Genomic DNA, 20,223 nt, shown 5'->3' with positions numbered 1-20,223 from the left:
CTCCTATGCCACGGGCCGCATCGGCGGCCCGTTTCTCATTCATCCGCCGTCGTTCGCGCCGAACAGCTGCGCGCACACCGCGCGCCCTTCGTCGGTCAGCGCGGCGCTGCCGGTACCGTCCTCGTTCAGCGTCGTCGCGCTCAGGCCCGCGGCGTCGAGTTGCGTCAGCACGCGGCGCAGCGTGCTCATCGGCAGTTGCGTGCGCTTCGCGATCTTCGGCAGCGACCAGGGCTTGCCGGCCGGATCGCTCGCGGCTTCGTTCAGCGTCGCGAGCGTGGCGACGAGTGCGGGATCGAGCGGGGATTCGTCGGATTCTGAAGTCATCGGTTCGGATTCGTCGGCCGGCGCCGGGCCGGCATGTGCATGGAGAAAACGATCGCGGACACTATACGCCGCGTCACGCACCCTTGAGCGCCGCGCGCATGAACGACACGAAACGCGTGGTGACAGGATCGTCGCGATCGGACAGCCACGCGAGCCCCACGCGCCACTTCGCGTCACGGCCGTCGAGCGGCAGCACCGTCGCGTCGCGCAGCAGGTACCGCGCGCTCGACGGGATGAACGCGACGCCGACGCCGGCCGCGACCGACGTCAGCACCGACTGCACGTCTTCCGCCTGCTGCATCACGTGCGGCACGAAACGGCGCTGGACGCACCACCGGTCGATCTGCGCGGCCAGCCCCGGCCCGCGCGCACGCTGCAGCGCGATGAAGCCGATCTCGTTGAGCACGTCGAGGTTGGCCGGCACGCGCTTGAAGCCGAGATGCGGCGGCACCGCGAGCGCGAGCCCTTCGTCGATCACCTTGAACGACGACAAGCCTTCGTCGGAAGGCAGGCGCAGGAAACCGGCGTCGAGCTTGCCGGCGCGCAGCCGGCGCGTCTGTTCGGACGACGACAGGTCGCTCAGCGTTACCGCGATACCCGGATTGCAACGGCGGAATTCGGCGATCAGTTTCGGGACGAGCGTCAGCACGGACAGGCAGATGCCGAGCCGCAAATGCCCGCGCTGCCCGCTGGTCGCTTCCCGCGCACGCGCCAGGATTTCGTCGGCATCGCGCACGAGCGCCTGTGCGTCGGGCAGGAAGCGTTCGCCGAACGGCGTCAGTTCCGCGCCATGCCGGCCGCGCTCGAACAGCTTGCCGCCGAGGCTCGCCTCGAGCGCGCCGATCTGCTTGCTGAGCGCAGGCTGGCTCATGTGCAGCGCATCGGCCGCACGGCTGAAATGGCACAGCTCGGTGACCGTCAGGAAGGTGCGCAGCAGTTTCAGTTCCATTCTTCAACGGAATCGTAACGATCGAAATATTCATTTTACCGATCGAATGCAATGGCGTTCAATACGGACATGCCCTTCCCGGAACTTACCGTCATGTCTCTCGATCCAGCGGCCGACTGCGTGGCCGAGCCACCATGCGATGCCACGGGCGCAAGCGCATGCGCTGCCGCCGCCGATACCCGCGCACCGAAACGTCGTGCCGAACGCGCGGACGGGCGCAGCCGCCGCTTTCGCTTCGGCGATGCGCTGGACGACGCGCCGCCACGCGCGGTGACGGGCTCGATCGCGATCAGTTTTGCGGTCGTGTCGCGGCGGAACTGGCCGCGCTGAACCGCGCACCTGCCCGACTTTCGCTCCACGCTCCCCGCTGCCCGGCAGCGCAAAAACAGCCGGAATCCCCCGCATCGCGCGTCATTGCGCGTCATCCAATCGTCATCGTCGCGCGATCGACCGTATAATTTCCCGCACCCGCCGACCGCCCGTGCATTGCGCGCCGCCGCATCGCGCGTGAAAAGGAGACTTTCGCTTGACCGGCCTCATCGCGCGCGTGCCTCGCGCCCGGACCACCCTGATCCTCGTCCTGTCGTTCCTGCTGCTCGCATTCGCCGCGAACGCGTCCGCGCGACGCGTGCAGCCGCATCGCACCGCCTACGCGCAGCCGCATGCACACACGAAGGCCGTCAAGAAAAAACCTCATCGCAAGAAAAAGGCCGTCAAGCATCGCCGCTCGCGCGTCACGCATCAAGCGGCCAAACGCCACGCGGCGCCTGCGCCGCAGCAGCGGCGCGCGAAACGCACGACTGCGGTACGGCCGCGCCCGCCCGCGAAACCGAAACTGCTCGCCAGTTGCGGCTACACGCCGCGCGCGGTCGGGTCGCTGCATTCACGCGCGGCTTACGTGCTCGACGTCGAGTCCGGCACCCCGCTGCTGGCGCGCAACGCACGCACCGTAAGGCCGATCGCATCGATTTCGAAACTGATGACGGCCGTCGTCGCGCGTGACGCCGATCGCCCGCTGAACGGTGTGCTGCGTGTGACCGCGCGCGATCGCGACACGATCAAGTTCACCGGTTCGCGCCTGCGGGTCGGCTCGGTGCTGTCGCGCCGCGACATGTTCCATATCGCGCTGATGTCGTCGGAGAACCGCGCGGCCGCTGCGCTCAGCCGCGACTATCCGGGCGGACGCACCGCGTTCGTCAACGCGATGAACCGCGAAGCGCGCCGGCTCGGCATGCGGCATACGCACTTTCGCGAACCCACCGGCCTGTCGCCGCACAACGTGTCGACGGCGGAAGATCTCGCGCGGCTCGTCGGCGCGGCCGCAAAGGATCCGCTGATCCGCTATTTCTCGACCGACCTGTCGACCACCGTGCGCCCCGGCGATGGCGAACTCGTCTACGTGAATTCCGACCCGCTCGTGCGCTATCGCCGTCTGCCGATCCGGCTGCAGAAAACCGGCTTCATCAACGAATCGGGGCACGGCGTCGTGATGCGCATGCGCGTGAAAGGCCGCCGCGAAACGGTCGTGCTGCTCGGCGCACCGACGCGGGCCGGCGTATCGAGCGACGCCGTCAAAATCCATCGCTGGCTGTCCTGTTCGATCCAGTAAACGGACACGGGCAGCCGGCGCACTCACGCGACGGGAGCGACGCCATGCAGGACGAATACCGCTTCAACGCTTTCGGCCGGCTGCTCGCCGTGGTGCGCACGGACGGCGGCTGGGCCGTGTTCGATCTCGGCGCCGAAGGCAAGCGGCGCCCGGCCAATCTGCAGATTCCGTCCACGCTCGCCGCGGACGAACTCGCCCGGTACCTCGGCGATCTGCTGCACGAAAACGCGACCCCGCGATACGGCGAAGTCGTTCCGGTCTCGCATCGGCGCACGGAATCGCGCCGGATAGCGCCACCGGCCGGCAATCAATTCGACAGTTAAACTTGCAAGTTCAACTGTCGTGTTCTAAGATTCGCCGCATGAACCCGCCACGCAAACCCGGCGTTTCCGCCGAAACCGTCGCCGCCGAGCTGACCCTCGCGGTCGGCCAGCTCATCCGCAGGCTGCGCTCCGAGATCGATTCCGAAGGGCTCGGCATGTCCCAGACGAGCGCGCTCGCGCGGCTCGAACGGCACGGGCCGATGACGACCGCCGATCTCGCGCGCGCCGAAGCGATGAAGCCGCAGTCGATGAAGGCGATCCTCGCGAGCCTCGAGGAAGACGCGCTCGTCGAGCGCGAGCCGCATCCGACCGACGGCCGCCAGATCCTGTTCAAGCTCACCGCCGCCGGCCTCGACGCACGACGCAAGCGCCACGCTGCTAAACACAAGTGGCTCGGCGCTGCGATCGAGAAACTCGACCCGCAAGACATCGCCGCGCTCGCCGCGGCCATCCCGCTGATCCGCCGCATCGGCGAGCAATGAACCCGGCCGGCGCGCCGCGTGCGCGCACGGCTTTCCCCGCCCTTTCCCCGGAGCCCATCATGAGCGCAACCCGTCTCGACACGAACACGGCGCTGGTCGTCATCGACCTGCAGAAAGGCATCGTCGGTCTTCCCACCGCGCACCCGGTCGCACCGGTGATCGCGCACACCCGCACGCTGCTCGACGCATTCCGCAGCCGCGGTCTGCCGGTCGTGCTGGTCAACGTCGCGGGCGGCGCGCCGGGCCGCACCGAGCAGGCGCCGCGCACGGCGCAACTCCCCGCCGACTGGACCGAACTCGTACCCGAACTGAACCGCCAGCCAGGCGACCACGTCGTGACGAAGCGGACCTGGGGCGCCTTCACCGCCACCGGTCTCGACGCGCACCTGAAGGCAGCCGGCGTCACGCAGATCGTGCTGACCGGCGTCGCGACCAGCATCGGCGTCGAATCGACCGCGCGGCAGGCGCACGAACTCGGCTACAACGTGACGCTCGCCGTCGACGCGATGACCGACCTCAACGCGGATGCGCACGTCAACAGCATCGAGCGGCTGTTCCCGCGCCTCGGCGAAACCGGTACGACGCAGGACATCGTCGCGCTGCTCGATCGGCGCGGGGCGTGAGCGACCAGCGCATCCAGCCGGCGCCGGGCCACGCGGCCGGCCGGCGCGATCCGTCGATCTGGAAAGTCAGCGCGGTCGCGACGCTCGGCTCGCTGCTGTCGCAGCTCGACGCGACGATCGTCAACGTGTCGCTGTCGAGCCTCGCGACCGACCTGCATGCCAGCCTGTCGACGATCCAGTGGGTGACGAGCGGCTACCTGCTCGCGCTGACGCTGGTGCTGCCGCTGAACGGCTGGCTCGTCGACCGGATCGGTGCGAAGGCGCTGTACCTGTGGTGCTTCTCGGCGTTCACGCTCACGTCGGCGCTGTGCGGGCTCGCGTGGTCCGCGCCGTCGCTGATCGCGTTCCGCGTGTTGCAAGGCGTCAGCGGCGGCTTGCTCGCGCCGATGGCGCAGATGATGATCGCGCGCGTCGCCGGCCAGCAGATGGCGCGCGTGATCGGCTACGCGGCGGTACCGGTGCTGCTCGCGCCGATCCTCGGCCCGGTCGTGGCCGGCGCGATCCTGCAGCATACGTCGTGGCGCTGGCTGTTTCTGGTGAACCTGCCCGTCGGCGTATTCGCGCTCGCGCTGGCCGTACGATTCCTGCCCGGCGACCGGGACGATGCGACGCGGCGCGATCTCGACTGGATCGGCCTTGCGCTGTTGTCGCCGGGCCTCGTGCTGTTCCTGTACGGCGTCGAACGGATCGGTTCGGTGCCCGGTATCGCGGCGGTCGCCGGCTCGGCGCTGCTGCTCGTCGCGTTCCTGTACTTCGAGCGCCGCCGGGGCGACCATGCGCTGATCGACCTCACGCTGTTTCGCTCGCGCGTGTTCGGCGCGGCCGCCGGCACGCAGTTCCTGTCGAACGGCGCGACGTATGCGGGCCAGATGCTGATTCCGGTGTTCCTGATCCAGGCGTGCGGGCGCTCGCCGGGCGAGATGGGCTGGCTGCTCGCGCCGCTCGGGCTCGGCATGCTCGTCACCTATCCGTCGATGGGCGCGCTGACGAGCCGGTTCGGCGTACGCCGGCTGGCCGCCGCCGGTGCGTTGCTCGCCCTCGTCGCCACGCTGCCGTTCGTGTTCCTCGCGCTGACCGGCTACGATCCGCGCGTGCTCGTCCCGGCGCTGTTTCTGCGCGGCATGGGCCAGAGCGCGATCGGCGCGCCGTCGATCGCCGCCGCGTATGCGTCGGTCGCGCGCCGCAACCTGCCGATGGCGACCACGTCGCTCAATATCGTGCAGCGGCTCGGCGGCCCGACCTTCACGACGCTTTGCACGCTGTTTCTCGCGTGGCGGCTGCAGACCGAGGCGACGTCGGCCGGCGGCACGCAGGCCGTCGCGTATGCGTGGGCGTTCGGCCTGCTGTGCGCGCTGCATGCGGCGAGCTTCGCGACGACGCTGCGGCTGCCGTTGCGCTCGGCCGGGGCCGGCGGCCCGCCGACCGACAACGCACGGGCCGGTTCGCGCTGACCAGGGGCCGCGCCGCTGCGCCCTACACCGTGCCCGGCTCCTGCGGCGCGGGCGTCGTGCCTGCCGCCTCGAGCGCCTGATGCAGCGTGGCGAAGATGCACGACGCGCCGACCACCTCGGTGATCCCGTGACGATCCATGTCCGCGCGCAGATAGCGGTTCACGCGCCCGAACAGCACGCCGATCCCGCGCGCATGCAGCGCCCTGACGAGATCGATCAACGTGCGCGCGGCCGAATAGTCGACATCGGTGATCGCGCCCGCATCGACGACGAACCAGCGCGGCGGCACCGGCGCCGCGTCGACGAGCGCGGTCACTTCGGCTGCGAACAGGTGATCGTTCGCGAAGAACAGGTCGGCACCGAACCGGTAGACGATCAGCCCCGGCGCCGTCATCGCGCCGCGCCGGGTCGGCACCGGCTGCCACCGCCCGTTGCCGGCCACGGGTTCGAGCACCATCGTATGCGGCCGGTAGCTGTGGCGCACGTGCCGCATCAGCGACAGCGCCACGGCGAGCAGGATGCCCTGCTCGACGCCGACCGTCACGACGGCCGCGGCCGTGATCAGCGCGAGCGTGAATTCGCCGGGGCTTTCCCGGCGGATCGCCACGAGGCTGCGCACGTTGATCAGCCCGAGCGCGATCGTAAACACGATGCCGGCCAGTACCGCATGCGGCAGATACTGCAAATACGGACTGAAGAACAGCAGCACGACGGCGACCACGGCAGCGAACGCGAGATGCCCGATCTGGCTGCGCACGCCCGCACCGTCGGCCATCGCCGTTTGCGTCGGGCTGCCGTTGACGACGAACGCGCCGCCGAGCGCCGCCGCCGCGTTCGCGGCCGCGAGGCCGAGGATGTCGGCGTTGGTATCGACGTCCTCGCCATACTGCTGCGCGAACACGCGCGCGGCGGCGGCGCTCTGCGCGATGATCATCACGAAGCAAGAAGCGGCGACCGGCACGAGATCGAGAAACTGCTGCCACGTGACGGACGGCCAGCGCAGCGGCGGCAGCCCGCCCGCCACGGGCCCGAGCACCGCGATGCCGTGCGCGGCGAAGCCGAACGCACCGCTCGCGGCGATGCTTCCCGCGACCGCGATCATCGGCATCGGCACGCGCGGCAGGCACCGCTTGCACGCGAGAATCGCGCCGACGACGAGCGCCGCGAGCGCGAGCGTCGGCCGGTGCGTGTGAGCCAGGTGCGTGACGACGTAGTCGAGTTGCGCGAGGCTGCGCGACGCCGGGTACGGCACGGCCAGGCCGAACATGTCGCCGAGCATCGCGATCGATACCTGCACGCCGACGCCCGCGAGAAAGCCGACCAGCACCGTGCGCGACAGGAAATCGGCGAGAAAGCCGAGCTTGAAGATGCGCGCGAGCAGCAGCATCGCGGCGGTCAGCAGCGCGACCATGCCGGCCAGCGCCGCATAGTCGGCGCTGCCGGCCGGCGCCATCGACGACAGCCGGCTCGCGAAAATCGTCGCGGTCGCGGAATCGGCGGCGACCACGAGATGACGCGATGCGCCGAAGCACGCGAACGCAACGAGCGGCAGGAACACCGTGTAGAGCCCCGTGACGGCCGGCATGCCGGCGATGCGCGCGTAGCCGAGCACCTGCGGGATATCCATCGACGCGAGCGACATGCCCGCGAAGATGTCGCGCACCGCCGCCGCACGGCGGATCGGGAGGATGCCTGTCAGCAGCCGCACGCGTGACGGACGGCTTTCGTTGGAATCGTGCATAGGTGAATGCGTGAGTTCGAGTGACGGGCGCCACGCACGGGTGCGCGACGGTGTCGCGTGTCGCTCACCGTCGCCGGACGGTCCGCACGCCCACGCGAACGACACACCGGCAACGCCTGCGCCGTCCGCATGATTGCATGGATCGCCGGTCGTGCGCATCGACGCATACGGGCCTGCCGTCGCGGCGTGTGGCCGATCGCATCCCGGTGGACGACCCGCGCGGCACCCGGCTCGCACGCCCGCTTGCGGTGATGCGGATTCACTCCCAGCCTTCACCTAAATGCAGAGGATACCTGCACGATGGTGAGCCGATTCGGGAGCCGATCGGCCGGCCTTCACGGCACCCCTGCGGAACCCGATGGCACAATCACGGTCCCTTTCATGTGCCCTTCATCGGGCACGCGCCGCGTCGCGGCGCCGATTCAACGCACAAGAAGGTCCCAGTCTGCCCTCATGACCCTGAACGAATCCTGGTTGACGCCGCTCGTCGGCATCCTCGTCCTGCTCGCCGCCGCCGGCGCGATCACCGCCGTCGTCCATTTCCTGCTGTTTCGCGTGGTCGCGCGGCTCGCGCGGCTGTCCGCCACGCGCGTCGACGACGCGCTATTCGAATTCGGCGCCTTCAGATGGCTGAGCCGCATCGTCCCGTTCGTCGTGATCAAGCTCGGGCTCGGCGCGGTGGCCGGCATCCCGACCGTCGCCGCGCAGGTCGCCGACAAGGTGTTGTTCGCGCTGATCGTGTTCCTCGTGACGATGACGATCAGCGCGACGCTGTCCGCACTCGAGCACACGCACCGCACCTCGCAACGCGACCAGCCGCGCCTGTCGCTGAAAGGCGCGATGCAGCTCGTCAAGCTCGTGATGTTCATCACGGCCGCGCTCGTCGTGATCGGCGATGCGACCGGCAAGCAGATCGGCCTGCTGCTGTCCGGCATCGGCGCGATGTCCGCGGTGCTGATGCTGATCTTCAAGGACACGCTGCTCGGCCTCGTCGCCGGCGTGCAACTGTCGTCGAACGACATGCTGCGGATCGGCGACTGGATCACGATGCCGTCGGCCGGCGCGGACGGCACCGTGATCGACATCACGCTGAACACGGTCAAGGTCGCGAACTTCGATCACACGATCATCACGGTGCCGACGTGGAAGCTGATCACCGAGAGCTACCAGAACTGGCGCGGGATGACCGAAGCGGGCGGCCGCCGCATCAAGCGCGCGCTGTTCGTCGATGCGACGAGCGTGCGCTTTCTCACGAACGACGAGATCGAACGGCTCGAACGCCTGACGCTGCTGAAGGACTATCTCGCGGACAAGGTCGATGCGATCGAGCAATGGAACGGCACGCTCGGCGCGGCCGGCGATTGCCCGGCGAACCGCCGCCAGCTGACCAATCTCGGCACCTTCCGCGCGTACGTCGCGAACTACCTGAAGCGCCATCCGCGCATCCGCCGCGACATGACGAACATGGCGCGGCAGTTGCCGCTCACGGCCGAAGGCATTCCGCTCGAACTGTACTGCTTCACCGATACGACGACGTGGGTCGACTACGAGGCCATCCAGGCCGACCTGTTCGACCACCTGATCGCGGTGCTGCCGGAGTTCGGGCTACGCGTGTACCAGCATCCGTCGGGCTTCGACATGCGGCAGATGGTCGATGCCGCGCAAGCCGGGCTGCAGGCGCCACGCGCGGCCTGATACCGGCGCCCGGCGGCCGGCCGCCGGGCGGCCGCGCTCACCGCGCCGCGCACGCCGACGCGAGCCGCCCCAGCACCTTCAGCGCGTCCTCGATCTGCCGCGACCACGGGTAGCTGTAGTTGAGCCGGATGAAATGCCGGTAATCGGTGCCGGCCGAGAACATGTGGCCGGGCCCGACCGTGATCCGCTGCGCGAGCGCCAGCGTATACAGTTTCATCGCATCGACCTGCGGCGGCAGCTCGACCCACAGCACGTACCCGCCCTGCGGCTGCGACAGCCGCGTGCCTTCCGGGAAGAAACGCCGCACCATCGCGCTCATCAGGCTCGCCTGCTGCGCATACTGCTTGCGCATGCGTCGCAGATGAAAATCGTAGCCGTCGTGTTTCAGGTACTCGGCGATCGCGAGTTGCTCGATCGCGGGCGTCGCGAGCGTGTTCAGGAATTTCAGCTTCTCGACCTGGTCGCGGTAACGGCCCGGCATCGCCCAGCCGATCCGGTAGCGCGGCGACAGGCTCTTCGTGAACGACGCGCAATGCAGCACCAGCCCGTCGCGATCGAACGACTTCAGCGCGCTCGGCGCCGTGTCGCCGAAATGCAGCTCGTGATAGACGTCGCTCTCGATCGCCGGCACGCCGTGCTTCGCGAGCAGTTCGACGAGCGCGCGCTTGCGCGCATCGGGCATCTGGAAGCCGAGCGGATTCTGGAAGTTCGGCATCACCATGCAGGCCGCGATGCGCTCGCTCGACAGGATTCGCGCGAGCGCGTCGAGATCGATGCCGTCGCCCGGATGCGTCGCGACTTCCAGCGCGCGCATGCCCATCCGCTCGATCGCGTGCAGCATCGCGTAGAAGGTCGGCGACTCCACCGCGATCGTGTCGCCCGGCTTCGCGACGGCCTGCAGGCACAGGTTGATCGCCTCGGTCGCGCCGATCGTCATCACGATCTCGCCGGGCTCGACCGCGATCCCGCGCTCCGCGTAGCGTCGCGCGATCTGGCGGATCAGCTCCTGGTTGCCGGGCGGCAGATCGTCGATCACGCCCCAGCGCGTGCGGCGCCGCCCGATCGTCTGCGCATAGCGCGCGAGGCGCTGCACCGGAAACTGCGACGCGTCGGGATACGGCGAGCCGAGCGGCACCGCGTCGTCGCGCGCGATCGAGCGCAGCGTCGACAGCACGAGCCGGCTCACGTCCACGGCCGACGGCTCGGCGGCCGGCGCCGAGACATGCAGCTCGGCCTCGGCCGGCGCCGCCGCACGCGCCCGCACGAAATAGCCCGATTGCGGCCGGCTTTCGATCAGGCCGCGGCTTTCCAGCACGAGGTATGCGCGCAGCACGGTCGTGACGCTGAGCTGCTGCTGCCGGCTCGCGTGCCGCACCGACGGAATCCGCTCGCCGGGCCGGTACACGCCCCGCTCGATCTGCGCCTGGAGATCGTCGGCCAGTTGTTCGTAACGCTTCACGCGCCTCCCTTTCAACTTCCCTTCAGCAACACAGTTGCGATCCGCACTGGATGAATGGCCGAAACTGTACTCTTTTTTGAAGTGAAGAGGTGTACACACAGCGCGACGGGGGCCGCGCGTACTGTGCACGCATCGCCCCCGACACCCGCATCATGAAAAAGAAATCCGCCACCGCGCGCATCGAACCGTACACCCACCCGGCCGCCGGCTGGGGCGCGCTGAAAGCCGTCACGATCAACCTGATCAAGGAAAAGGTCGCCGGCGGCAACTACCGCACGCTGCTGCGCCAGAACCAGCCGGACGGTTTCGACTGCCCGGGCTGTGCGTGGCCCGACCGGCAGCACGCGTCGACGTTCGAATTCTGCGAGAACGGCGTGAAGGCCGTGGCCGCGGAAGCGACGAGCAAGCGCGTGACGCCCGAATTCTTCGCCGCGCACACGGTGACCGAACTGCTCGAACAGTCGGATTTCGAGCTCGAACAGCACGGCCGGCTCACCGACCCGATGGTGTACGACGCGCGGACCGATCGCTACGTGCCGATCGCATGGGACGACGCGTTCGAACTGATCGCGCGCCACCTGCGCGCGCTGCCCGACCCGAATCAGGCCGCGTTCTACACGTCGGGCCGCGCCAGCAACGAAGCGGCGTTCCTTTACCAGTTGTTCGTGCGCCTGTACGGCACGAACAACTTCCCCGACTGCTCGAACATGTGCCACGAGGCGACGAGCCGCGGGCTGCCGGCGTCGGTCGGCGTCGGCAAGGGCACCGTCACGCTCGACGATTTCGAGCATGCGGACACGCTGCTGATCTTCGGCCAGAACCCCGCGACCAACCACCCGCGAATGATGGGCGAACTGCGCGAATGCGCGAAGCGCGGCGCGACGATCGTGTCGATCAATCCGCTGAAAGAGCGCGGCCTCGAGCGCTTCGCCGATCCGCAGAGCCCGCTCGAGATGCTGACGATGTCGGGCACGAAGATCGCATCGACATTCATCCAGCCGACCATCGGCGGCGATTTCGCGCTGATCAAGGGGATGGCCAAGCGCGTGCTCGAACTCGACGACGCCGCGCGCGCCGGCGGTGCGCCGCGTGTGCTCGACACCGCGTTCATCGACGGGCACACGGCCGGCTTCGACGCGTTCGCCGACGATCTGCGCGCCGAAAGCTGGTCCGCGCTGACGGCCGAAAGCGGCGTGCCGTACGAGCAGATCGACGCGCTCGCGCGGCTCTACGCACGCAGCGAACGCGTGATCGCGACGTGGGGCATGGGCATCACGCAGCACAAGCATTCGGTCGCCACGGTGCAGATGCTGACCAACCTGATGCTGATGCGCGGCAACATCGGCCGCCCGGGCGCCGGCCTGTGCCCGGTGCGCGGCCATTCGAACGTGCAGGGCAACCGCACGGTCGGCATCGAGGAAAAACCGTCGCAGGCGTTCCTCGACCGGCTCGGCCACGTATTCGATTTCGAACCGCCGCGCCATCACGGCTACGACGTCGTCGAGACGATCGAAGCGATGCTCGACGGCCGCGTGAAGGTGCTGATCGGCCTCGGCGGCAACTTCGCGATGGCGACGCCCGACACGCCGCGCACGTGGGCAGGCATGCGGCGCTGCGAACTGTCCGTGCACATCGCGACCAAGCTGAACCGCAGCCATCTGATCCACGGCCGCGACGCGCTGATCCTGCCGACGCTCGGCCGCACCGAGATCGACCTGCAGGACAACGTCGCGCAAGGCGTGACGGTCGAGGATTCGATGAGCATGGTCCACGTATCGTACGGGATGAACAAGCCGGCGTCGCCGAACCTGATGTCGGAACCCGCGATCGTCGCGCACATGGCGCATGCGCTGTTCGGCAGCGACAAGATCGACTGGCTCGCGTACAAGGACGACTACGCGAAGATCCGCGATGCGATCGAGGCGACGCTCGACGGCTTCTACGACTACAACACGCGCATCGCGCGGCCGGGCGGCTTTCACCTGCGCGTGGCCTCGCGCGACCGAGAATGGCTGACGCCGACGGGCAAGGCGAACTTCATCGCGCACGCACTGCCGACCGACACGCCGATCCAGCGCGCCCGCGCGCTGCACGGCGAACGGCTGATGACGCTGATGACGACGCGCTCGCACGACCAGTACAACACGACCGTCTACGGGCTCGACGACCGCTACCGCGGCGTGTTCGGGCAGCGCCGCGTGGTGTTCGTCAACCGCGACGACCTTGCGATGCTCGGCCTGAAGGCCGGCGAATGGGTCGACATGGAAACCGTGTGGCACGACGGCATCGAGCGCCGCGCGAACGGCTTCCTGCTCGTCGAATACGACATTCCGCGCGGCTGCATCGGCGCGTACTACCCGGAAACCAACCCGCTCGTGCCGCTCGACAGCGTCGGCGACGTGTGCAACACGCCGACGTCGAAATCGGTGCCCGTGCTGCTGCATCGCGCGGCCGCGCCGGCGTCGATCGCCGCCTGACGGGGTACGGCGATGATCGTTCGTCCGCGCGAGCACTGGTGCGGATGCTGCTCGTCTGGAACGGCTCGCTGCTGCCGACCATCCTGCCGCAGCTCGTGCTGACGCTCGCGATCAGCCTCGTCTCGCTGATCGGCAATGCGTGGAACGACCGCACGATCCTGCACCACGTGCGGCTCATCGAACAGGCGAGCGTCACCAATCCGGTCTTCACGCAGCAGCTCGACACGACCCGTTCGCTGCTGCACCTGAGCCCCGATTCGACGCTCGCGTTCTTCAATGCGTCGGTCGATCCGCAAGCGGCCGTGATGGGCCTGAACGACATCTTCTACGTGTCGGCGATCATCTTCGTCGCGATCATCCCGCTCATCTGGATCACGAAACCGGCGCGTTCGGGCGGCGGCGATGCCGACGCGGCGGCAGCCGGCGCGCATTGATCCGCATTCCCGGCATCGCCGGACCGCGCACCGGCATCGCGACGACCGGGCGATCGGGCCGCAACGACGACGATGGCGACGATGAGAAAACAAGCGCTTGTGCGGCAGCGGGCGCTTGTTGTATCGAATCGTTTCAACGCGCCAACGGCGTCAAATGCTGCGGGTATACTCCGTCGTCAGCCGCCCGCCGTCTCGTCGTCCGTCAAAAGCGGCCCGATTCCGGGCGGTTTCGTCGCGAAGCTTCGCGTTTCGCTACCCCGCGCCCCAGCCTCGATACGAGACACCCGACGACCGACCATGAAACGATTCCTGCTGCTCCTTCCCGCCGCCCTGCTCGCCGCCTGCGGTTCCGCTCCCTCCTCGTCCGACTCGGCGAGCTCGGGTACCGCACCGATGATCTACGTGTCGTCGCAACGTCCGGCCTATGCGGTCGCAAACTGCCTCGACAGCCGCCTGTCGGGCACCGAACAATCGCAGCACAACGGCGTGACGGATATCTCCGTCGGCTCGAATTCGTACTTCGTCACGCTGACGCCATCGGGCAACGGCTCGGTGATCAAGGTCGTGCGCGGCTCGGGCAACGAGCCGGCCGAGGAAGCGATGCGCTTCGCGGTCGCGCGCTGCGCGATCTGATCCGAACCTGCCGATGCCGGGCGCCCGCCCGGCTCGCTCGTGCGCGCCAACCCGCCGGCGCGCCCGCCGAATATTTTCATCCGGGCGGCCGTCGATGAGAGAATCGCACCCACGATTCCCTTTCAACGGAGCCCGCATGAAGCACCTGCTGTCCCGGCTGTTCGTCAGCGCCGCGCTCGTCGCGCTTGTTCCGGCGCTGCCGGCGCAGGCTGCCACGCCGCCCGGCATCTTCGTCGTCGCCACGCAACTCGGCGAATTCACGACCCTCGACCCGAGCGGGATCTACGAGCTGGTGCCGTCCGAATACGTCGCGAACACCTACGAGCGGCTGGTGCGCGTCGACCTGAAGGACCCGACGCGCTTCGACGGACAGATCGCGCAATCGTGGACGGTCGGCGCCGACGGCATGACCTACACGTTCAAGCTGCGCCCCGGCCTCACGTTCCATTCCGGCAACCCGGTGACCGCCGACGACGTCGCGTGGTCGCTGCAGCGCACCATCCTGCTCGACAAGGGGCCGGCCGGCGTACTCGCCGATCTCGGCCTCACGAAGGCGAACGTGATGCAGAAAGTGCGCGTGGTCGATCCGCAAACCGTCGTGCTCGAAACCGACCGCAAATACGCGCCGAGCTTCGTGCTCAACGTGCTGAGCGCGTGCCCGGCATCGGTCTTCGACAAGAAGCTGCTGCTGTCGCACCAGCAAGGCAACGATTTCGGCAGCGGCTGGCTGCGCACCAACGACGCGGGCTCGGGCCCGTACCAGCTCGTCAAGTGGACGCCGAACGAGACCATCGTGCTGCAGCGTTTCGACAAATACCGCACGCCGTACCCGATGAAGCGCGTGGTGCTGCGCCACGTGCCGGAAGCGTCCGCGCAACGGCTGCTGCTGGAGAACGGCGACGCCGACGCCGCGCGCAACCTGAGCCCCGACAGCCTCGCCGCGCTGTCGAAGGCCGGCAAGATCAAGGTCGCGTCGTGGCCGGTATCGGCCCTGCTGTACCTGAGCCTGAACACGAAGAACCCGAACCTCGCGAAGCCCGAGGTGCAGCAGGCGATGAAGTGGCTCGTCGATTACGACGGCATCCAGCGCAACATCGTCAGCACGACCTACAAGGTGCATCAGACCTTCCTGCCCGAGGGCTTTCTCGGCGCGTCCAACGCGCGACCGTACAGGCAGGACGTCGCGAAGGCGAAGGCGCTGCTCGCGAAGGCCGGCTTGCCGAACGGCTTCGACGTGACGATGGACATGCCGAACGACTATCCGTACCTCGAGATCGCGCAGGCGCTGCAGGCGAATTTCGCGCAGGGCGGCATCCGCGTGAAGCTGATCCCGGGCGACGCGAAGCAGGCGATCGGCAAGTACCGCGCGCGCCAGCACGACATCTTCGTCGGCGAATGGTCGCCCGACTACATGGACCCGAACAGCAACGCGCGCGGGTTCGCGTGGAATCCGGACAACTCGGACCAGTCGCCGACCAAGATGCTCGCATGGCGCAACGGCTGGGACATTCCGCAACTGACGAAGGACACCGAGGCCGCGCTGGTCGAGCCGTCGCCCGCGAAGCGCGCGCAGCGTTACGAAGCGCTGCAGAAGGCCGTGCTCGCGAATTCGCCGTTCATCATCATGTTCGAGAAGGTCGTGCAGGTCGCCACGCGCCCCGGCGCGACCGGACCGGAAATCGGGCCGATCAACGACCTCGTGTCGTACCGGACGCTCGCGAAGTAAGCGCGGCCACGCCGCCGCGGCCGGCGCCGGGCCGTGCGGCCGCGGTGGCGATCTACAATAGCCGGCATCGCGCGGGTACCGCGCCGGGCACACGTAACGGGACACCAACATGCATTCGAGCGAGCACGCGGTCTGCGTGGCGATCAACGACAACAACCGCGCGTGGTACGAAATGCTCGTGCCGTTCCTGCTGTCGCTGCGGCACGCGGGCTACGACGGGCGCATCGCGGTGATCGGCTACGGGCTGTCCGAACGCAAGCGGCAGATTCTCGCGAGCCAGTCGGTCGACGTGATCGACGCGTCGGCCGCCTACGCGCTGCCGGTCGGCCGCTTCATCGAGGCCGCCGACTATTGCGCGCGCCATCCGCAGATCCGCAAGCTCGCGCTGTACGACGCGGACATCTGGTTCTGCGCGCCGCAGTTCGACCTGTTCTCGCAGATCGGCGACGACCGGCTCCACGTGTGCCCCGACCCGCTGTTCTGCACGTTCGTCGTCACGCCGCTGATCGGCGAGCGGCGCGACGAGCACTGGCGCCTCGTCGTCGACGAAGTCAACGCGCGCCACGGCGGTGCGCTGCAGGCCGGGCTCGTCGCCGGGACCGCCGACGCATGGGCGCGTTATGCCGACCACCTGCGCGACTGCATCGCCCGCATCGGCACCGATTTCCAGGAATGCTTCGGCATCGATACGACGTTCCTGCACCTGTGGAGCGCGCGAGGCGAAACGGCGCTGCTCGACCCGGTCCAGAACTTCGTCAGCAAGTACGGGATTCACGAATCGTTCGATGCGGACAGCGGCAAGACGACGCTCCGGTACCACGGCGAGCCGATCCGCGCGCTGCACATGACCGGCGACATCCGCTTCCTCGACCGGTGGCGCTACTACGCGAACCATACCGACGTCGCGCTGCGCGACGGCAGGCCGTTCGCGCTGTCGGACGGCACGCCGGCCCCGTCCGACGCGGTCGCCGCACGCATCGCGGCCGCGGATTACGTGCAATCGGCCGGGCTGACCGTGGCGTCCGCCGCGATCGAGGCAAGCGCGGGTGCCTATCTGCAGGCAATCGACGAGCCGGGCGGCACGATGCTCGTCGGCAGCGGAAACCACGAAATCGTGTTCACCGCGACGCGCGACATCGCCCGGCTGAACGTCTACGTCACGCACCCGTCCGGCTCGCCGTCGCCGCTGCTGTGCGAGGTGCTGGTCGACGGCCACGCGCAGCGCAAGGGCACCGAACTGATGGCGCATTTCTGGTACCGGGTGGCTGCCGGCGCCGTCATCACGCTGCGCGCGACGAGCCTCGGCGGCCAGCAGTGCAACGCGATCTGGCGGCTGCGCGAAGCGCCGGACATGCAGCAGTAAGCACCGGCCCGCCCCCGTTCAATTGAATGCGGCCCATACCAGGTACGCATTCAGCCCGACGATCATGACCGTCGCCGCGCCGGCGACGATCCGCAGCGGCATCCGCATCGCGTAAGCGCCCATCACGTCGGTGCGCGCCGACAGCATCAGCAGCGCGATCATCGGCATTGGAAGTACGAAACTCAGCACGACCTGGCTCGCCACCATCGCCCGCGTGACGTCGCAGCCGAGCGCGACCACCGCGAACGCGGGCGCGATCGTCACCGCGCGCCGCACCCAGATCGACATGCGACGGTGAATAAAGCCCTGCATCACGACCTGCCCGGCCATCGTGCCGACCACCGAGCTCGACACGCCCGAGGTCAGCAGCGCGACGAGAAACAGCGCGCCGGCCGCCGGCCCGAGCACCGGAATCAGCGTGTGATAGGCGTCGCCGATGTCGGTCATGCCCGGCGCGGTCATGTGAAACGCCGAGGACGCCATCATCACCATCGCGAGATTCACGAACCCCGCGAGCCCGAGCGCGGCCACGACTTCGCGGTTCGAGAAACGCACGAGCCGCCGCCGCTCGGCGTCGTCGCGCGGCGCGGTGCGATCCTGCGTGAGGCCCGAATGCAGATACAGCGTGTGCGGCATGATCGTCGCGCCGATGATCCCGACCGCGATCGTCAGCGCCGCATGATCCGGAATCTGCGGAACCACCAGATGGAACGCGGCCGCGTGCCAGTCCTGCGGCGCGATCAGCAGTTCGCCGAGATAGCACGCGCCGATCACGCCGACCAGCGCCGCGATCGCGGCTTCCAGCGGCCGGAAGCCGCGCTTTTCGAGGGCGAGGATCGCGCAGGTCGCGAACGCGGTCGCGATCATCCCCGCGAACAGCGGCAGGTGGCACAACAATCCGAACGCGAGCGCGCCGCCGAGGAATTCGGCGAGATCGGTCGCCATCGCGGCGATCTCCGACGCGATCCACATGCCCCACACGACCGGCGCGGGAAAACGGTCGCGGCACAGTTCGGCGAGATTGCGGCCGGTCACGATGCCGAGCTTCGCCGACATCGCCTGGAACAGCCGCGATCGCGTTCGCGGCCAGCACGACCCACAGCAGCCGGTAGCCGTACGCGGCGCCGGCCTGGATATTGGTCGCGAAGTTGCCGGGGTCCATGTAGCCGATCGACGCGATCACGGCCGGGCCGACGAACGGCAGCAACGCGGCGACGCCGGTGCGGCGCCCTTCCAGCGCGGCGCGCGCCGCGCCGTCGGTATGCTCGGCGGACCGGCCCGGCAGCGCGAAGCCGCCGGCGGGTTTGCTCGGGACGGGAATCATGGTCAGTATTCCGTTCGAATGAGGACGGCTGTTCGGGATTGCGCCCCGCCACGGCCGGCATGCCGCCCGCCGGCCACGGCAGGACGCAGGCGGCGTTACAGCGGCACGACGTCGGGACGATTGCGCGGAAACTGCGCGATCACGTCCGGCGCGACGTTCAGGTGCGCTTCGACGAGCTTCGGCGGCGTGTGCGCGAGCCAGTCTGACAACGACACCTCCGCATAACGGTCGGTCTTGAAGATCTCGAGGAACACGAGATCGGTCTGGCCGGTGTTCTGCACGTAGTGCCCGAGGCTCTTCTTCACATAGCCGACGTCGCCCGCGCGGAAGTCGGCCGTCTGCGCCTTCGGCCCCGTGTCGAACACCGTCATGCGCGCCTCGCCCTGCAGGTAGTACTGCCATTCGTCGGCGTTCGGGTGCCAGTGCAGCTCGCGCATGCCGCCCGGGTGCACGGTGACGAGCGCCGCCGCGACGGTCGTCGATACGGTGAAGTTAGTGCTGTCCGCGATCCGCACCTCGCCGCCGCGCGTCTTCCTGACCGGCTTCATGTCGCCGAGCGAAAAGACGAACGGATGCGGCGGCGCACCGGCCGACGCGGCCGACGCGCGCTGCGCCGCCGCGAGCGGGCCCGGCTCGTCGCCCTGGAAGATCCACAGGTTGTCGAGCGGCACGTTCCTGAACGCGTCGGCCGGCACGCCGAAGTTGAGCGCGAGCACGTCGGGCGGCGTATGCGCGATCCAGTCGGTCAGCAATAGCGTGTTGAATTCCGATGCGCGGCCGTTATCGAATGCGAGCAGGAATTCGGCGCCGTCGCTGCCGAGGCCCTGCAGCGAATGCGGCAGGCCGGGCGGGAAATACCAGAGATCGCCGGTCTTGACGTCCTGCACCGACGGCCGCCCGAGTTCGTCGAGCACCGTGATCCGGCAGCGACCGTCGAGCATGATCGCCCACTCGGCCTGCTGGTGCCAGTGCATCTCGCGAATGCCGCCGCGCGTCAGCCGCATATTGACGCCGGAAATGGTTTCGGAAATCGCAAAATCGTCCTGCGTCACCTCGCGAGCCCATCCGCCATTCTGAATGCGTTTATGTGCATTATTGAAAGACGCCCAGAATAACGGCATCCCGTTGATATCGGTGGCCGGCGGATCCTGAAAAGACGGGAATTGATTGGCGATCGCCGGATTTTTAGGCCCCGGATCGGTCAGGCTCTGGCGGTTGCGCGCATTCACCGCGCCTTCCGGCGGGCTGTCCGGATTACCGAACGAGGCGGCCGTGGCCGAGACCGCGATGCCCGCGGCAGCGATGGCGCCGGCCGTGCTCGCCAGCATTTTGCGTCGAGAAAGATTCGTCATGATTTCCTCTTCATTCGTGCAATCGAGAGAATTTCCATTACGGAATACTTGCCGTTTTTTCGAATCACCGAAAATCAGACATCCCGTGACGCAAGTTAAATCCAAAATCACATGAAAATTAAATGAATTATTAACCTGAATTCATGATTTAATCTGATCGACTTTAATTTTTGTAATTATTGCGATGCAGCAGGAGCGACGAGTGCCGACAGGAAGAAATCGATATGCGCACCGCGTAATTGCGAGCAACCGTCATCG

General features: G+C 67.9%; 16 protein-coding genes and 2 pseudogenes. 12 read left to right on the top strand and 6 right to left on the bottom strand.

Annotated features, from left to right (window positions below):
* Positions 1 to 39: 39 nt before the first annotated feature.
* Together HWX62_RS10675 and HWX62_RS10670 are read right to left on the bottom strand one after the other, a co-directional pair.
* Positions 40 to 324 carry a transcriptional regulator gene (locus HWX62_RS10675; protein WP_175928629.1) on the bottom strand — a complete coding sequence of 95 codons (285 nt, stop codon included), beginning with the start codon at positions 322 to 324 and terminating at the stop codon, positions 40 to 42.
* A gap of 73 nt (positions 325 to 397) precedes the next feature.
* On the bottom strand, positions 398 to 1,273 hold the full coding sequence (locus tag HWX62_RS10670; protein ID WP_175928630.1) for a LysR substrate-binding domain-containing protein: 876 nt from the start codon (positions 1,271 to 1,273) through the stop codon (positions 398 to 400).
* A 51-nt stretch (positions 1,274 to 1,324) separates the two neighbouring features.
* Between HWX62_RS10670 and HWX62_RS10665 the strand changes: the two genes are divergently transcribed.
* The 6 genes from HWX62_RS10665 (at position 1,325) to HWX62_RS10640 (ending at position 5,761) form a co-directional block, all read left to right on the top strand.
* On the top strand, positions 1,325 to 1,603 hold the full coding sequence (locus tag HWX62_RS10665; RefSeq protein WP_175928631.1) for a hypothetical protein: 279 nt from the start codon (positions 1,325 to 1,327) through the stop codon (positions 1,601 to 1,603).
* A 196-nt stretch (positions 1,604 to 1,799) separates the two neighbouring features.
* Positions 1,800 to 2,882 (top strand): serine hydrolase, encoded by a 1,083-nt coding sequence (locus HWX62_RS10660; RefSeq protein WP_175928632.1) that lies wholly within the window; start codon positions 1,800 to 1,802, stop codon positions 2,880 to 2,882.
* Positions 2,883 to 2,926: 44 nt separating this feature from the next.
* On the top strand, positions 2,927 to 3,205 hold the full coding sequence (locus tag HWX62_RS10655) for a hypothetical protein (RefSeq protein ID WP_175928633.1): 279 nt from the start codon (positions 2,927 to 2,929) through the stop codon (positions 3,203 to 3,205).
* 38 nt (positions 3,206 to 3,243) lie between these two features.
* Complete coding sequence (locus HWX62_RS10650; protein WP_175928756.1) at positions 3,244 to 3,687, top strand: MarR family transcriptional regulator; 444 nt, start codon at positions 3,244 to 3,246, stop codon at positions 3,685 to 3,687.
* Between the two features lie 59 nt (positions 3,688 to 3,746).
* A complete protein-coding gene (locus tag HWX62_RS10645) occupies positions 3,747 to 4,310 on the top strand; it encodes an isochorismatase family protein (protein WP_175928634.1) in 564 nt (187 codons plus the stop codon).
* Positions 4,307 to 5,761, top strand: coding sequence for a DHA2 family efflux MFS transporter permease subunit (locus tag HWX62_RS10640; RefSeq protein WP_175928635.1), 1,455 nt, complete (start codon positions 4,307 to 4,309; stop codon positions 5,759 to 5,761). Before HWX62_RS10645 ends, HWX62_RS10640 begins: the two co-directional genes overlap by 4 nt.
* 22 nt (positions 5,762 to 5,783) lie before the next feature.
* Here HWX62_RS10640 and HWX62_RS10635 read toward each other — a convergent pair whose 3' ends face one another.
* Positions 5,784 to 7,502 (bottom strand): SulP family inorganic anion transporter, encoded by a 1,719-nt coding sequence (locus HWX62_RS10635; protein ID WP_175928636.1) that lies wholly within the window; start codon positions 7,500 to 7,502, stop codon positions 5,784 to 5,786.
* 453 nt (positions 7,503 to 7,955) lie between these two features.
* Here HWX62_RS10635 and HWX62_RS10630 point away from each other — a divergent pair, with 453 nt between their 5' ends.
* A complete protein-coding gene (locus tag HWX62_RS10630; RefSeq protein ID WP_175928637.1) occupies positions 7,956 to 9,197 on the top strand; it encodes a mechanosensitive ion channel family protein in 1,242 nt (413 codons plus the stop codon).
* 37 nt (positions 9,198 to 9,234) lie between these two features.
* Here HWX62_RS10630 and HWX62_RS10625 read toward each other — a convergent pair whose 3' ends face one another.
* A complete protein-coding gene (locus HWX62_RS10625) occupies positions 9,235 to 10,656 on the bottom strand; it encodes a PLP-dependent aminotransferase family protein (RefSeq protein ID WP_175928638.1) in 1,422 nt (473 codons plus the stop codon).
* Positions 10,657 to 10,808: 152 nt separating this feature from the next.
* On the opposite strand from HWX62_RS10625, the gene HWX62_RS10620 reads away from it, so the two are divergent.
* The 5 genes and pseudogenes from HWX62_RS10620 to HWX62_RS10600 all read left to right on the top strand — a co-directional run bounded on the left by HWX62_RS10620 (position 10,809) and on the right by HWX62_RS10600 (position 17,289).
* Positions 10,809 to 13,133 carry an FdhF/YdeP family oxidoreductase gene (locus HWX62_RS10620; RefSeq protein ID WP_175985132.1) on the top strand — a complete coding sequence of 775 codons (2,325 nt, stop codon included), beginning with the start codon at positions 10,809 to 10,811 and terminating at the stop codon, positions 13,131 to 13,133.
* Between the two features lie 122 nt (positions 13,134 to 13,255).
* Positions 13,256 to 13,567 (top strand): annotated as a pseudogene (locus HWX62_RS10615) (EmrB/QacA family drug resistance transporter); the annotation flags it as partial.
* 297 nt (positions 13,568 to 13,864) lie between these two features.
* Positions 13,865 to 14,200, top strand: a complete 336-nt coding sequence (locus tag HWX62_RS10610) for a sugar ABC transporter ATPase (protein ID WP_175928639.1) — start codon at positions 13,865 to 13,867, stop codon at positions 14,198 to 14,200.
* Between the two features lie 136 nt (positions 14,201 to 14,336).
* Complete coding sequence (locus HWX62_RS10605) at positions 14,337 to 15,926, top strand: ABC transporter substrate-binding protein (protein ID WP_175928640.1); 1,590 nt, start codon at positions 14,337 to 14,339, stop codon at positions 15,924 to 15,926.
* 109 nt (positions 15,927 to 16,035) lie between these two features.
* Complete coding sequence (locus HWX62_RS10600; protein WP_175928641.1) at positions 16,036 to 17,289, top strand: hypothetical protein; 1,254 nt, start codon at positions 16,036 to 16,038, stop codon at positions 17,287 to 17,289.
* 18 nt (positions 17,290 to 17,307) lie between these two features.
* Here HWX62_RS10600 and HWX62_RS10595 read toward each other — a convergent pair.
* Positions 17,308 to 18,613 (bottom strand): annotated as a pseudogene (locus tag HWX62_RS10595) (Nramp family divalent metal transporter).
* Between the two features lie 95 nt (positions 18,614 to 18,708).
* On the bottom strand, positions 18,709 to 19,965 hold the full coding sequence (locus HWX62_RS10590; RefSeq protein ID WP_175928643.1) for an oxalate decarboxylase family bicupin: 1,257 nt from the start codon (positions 19,963 to 19,965) through the stop codon (positions 18,709 to 18,711).
* Positions 19,966 to 20,223: the final 258 nt, after the last annotated feature.

Source organism: Burkholderia sp. BCC0506, assembly GCF_902833145.1.
Classification (GTDB): domain Bacteria; phylum Pseudomonadota; class Gammaproteobacteria; order Burkholderiales; family Burkholderiaceae; genus Burkholderia.
This window is presented reverse-complemented; position numbering and strand designations above follow the sequence as displayed.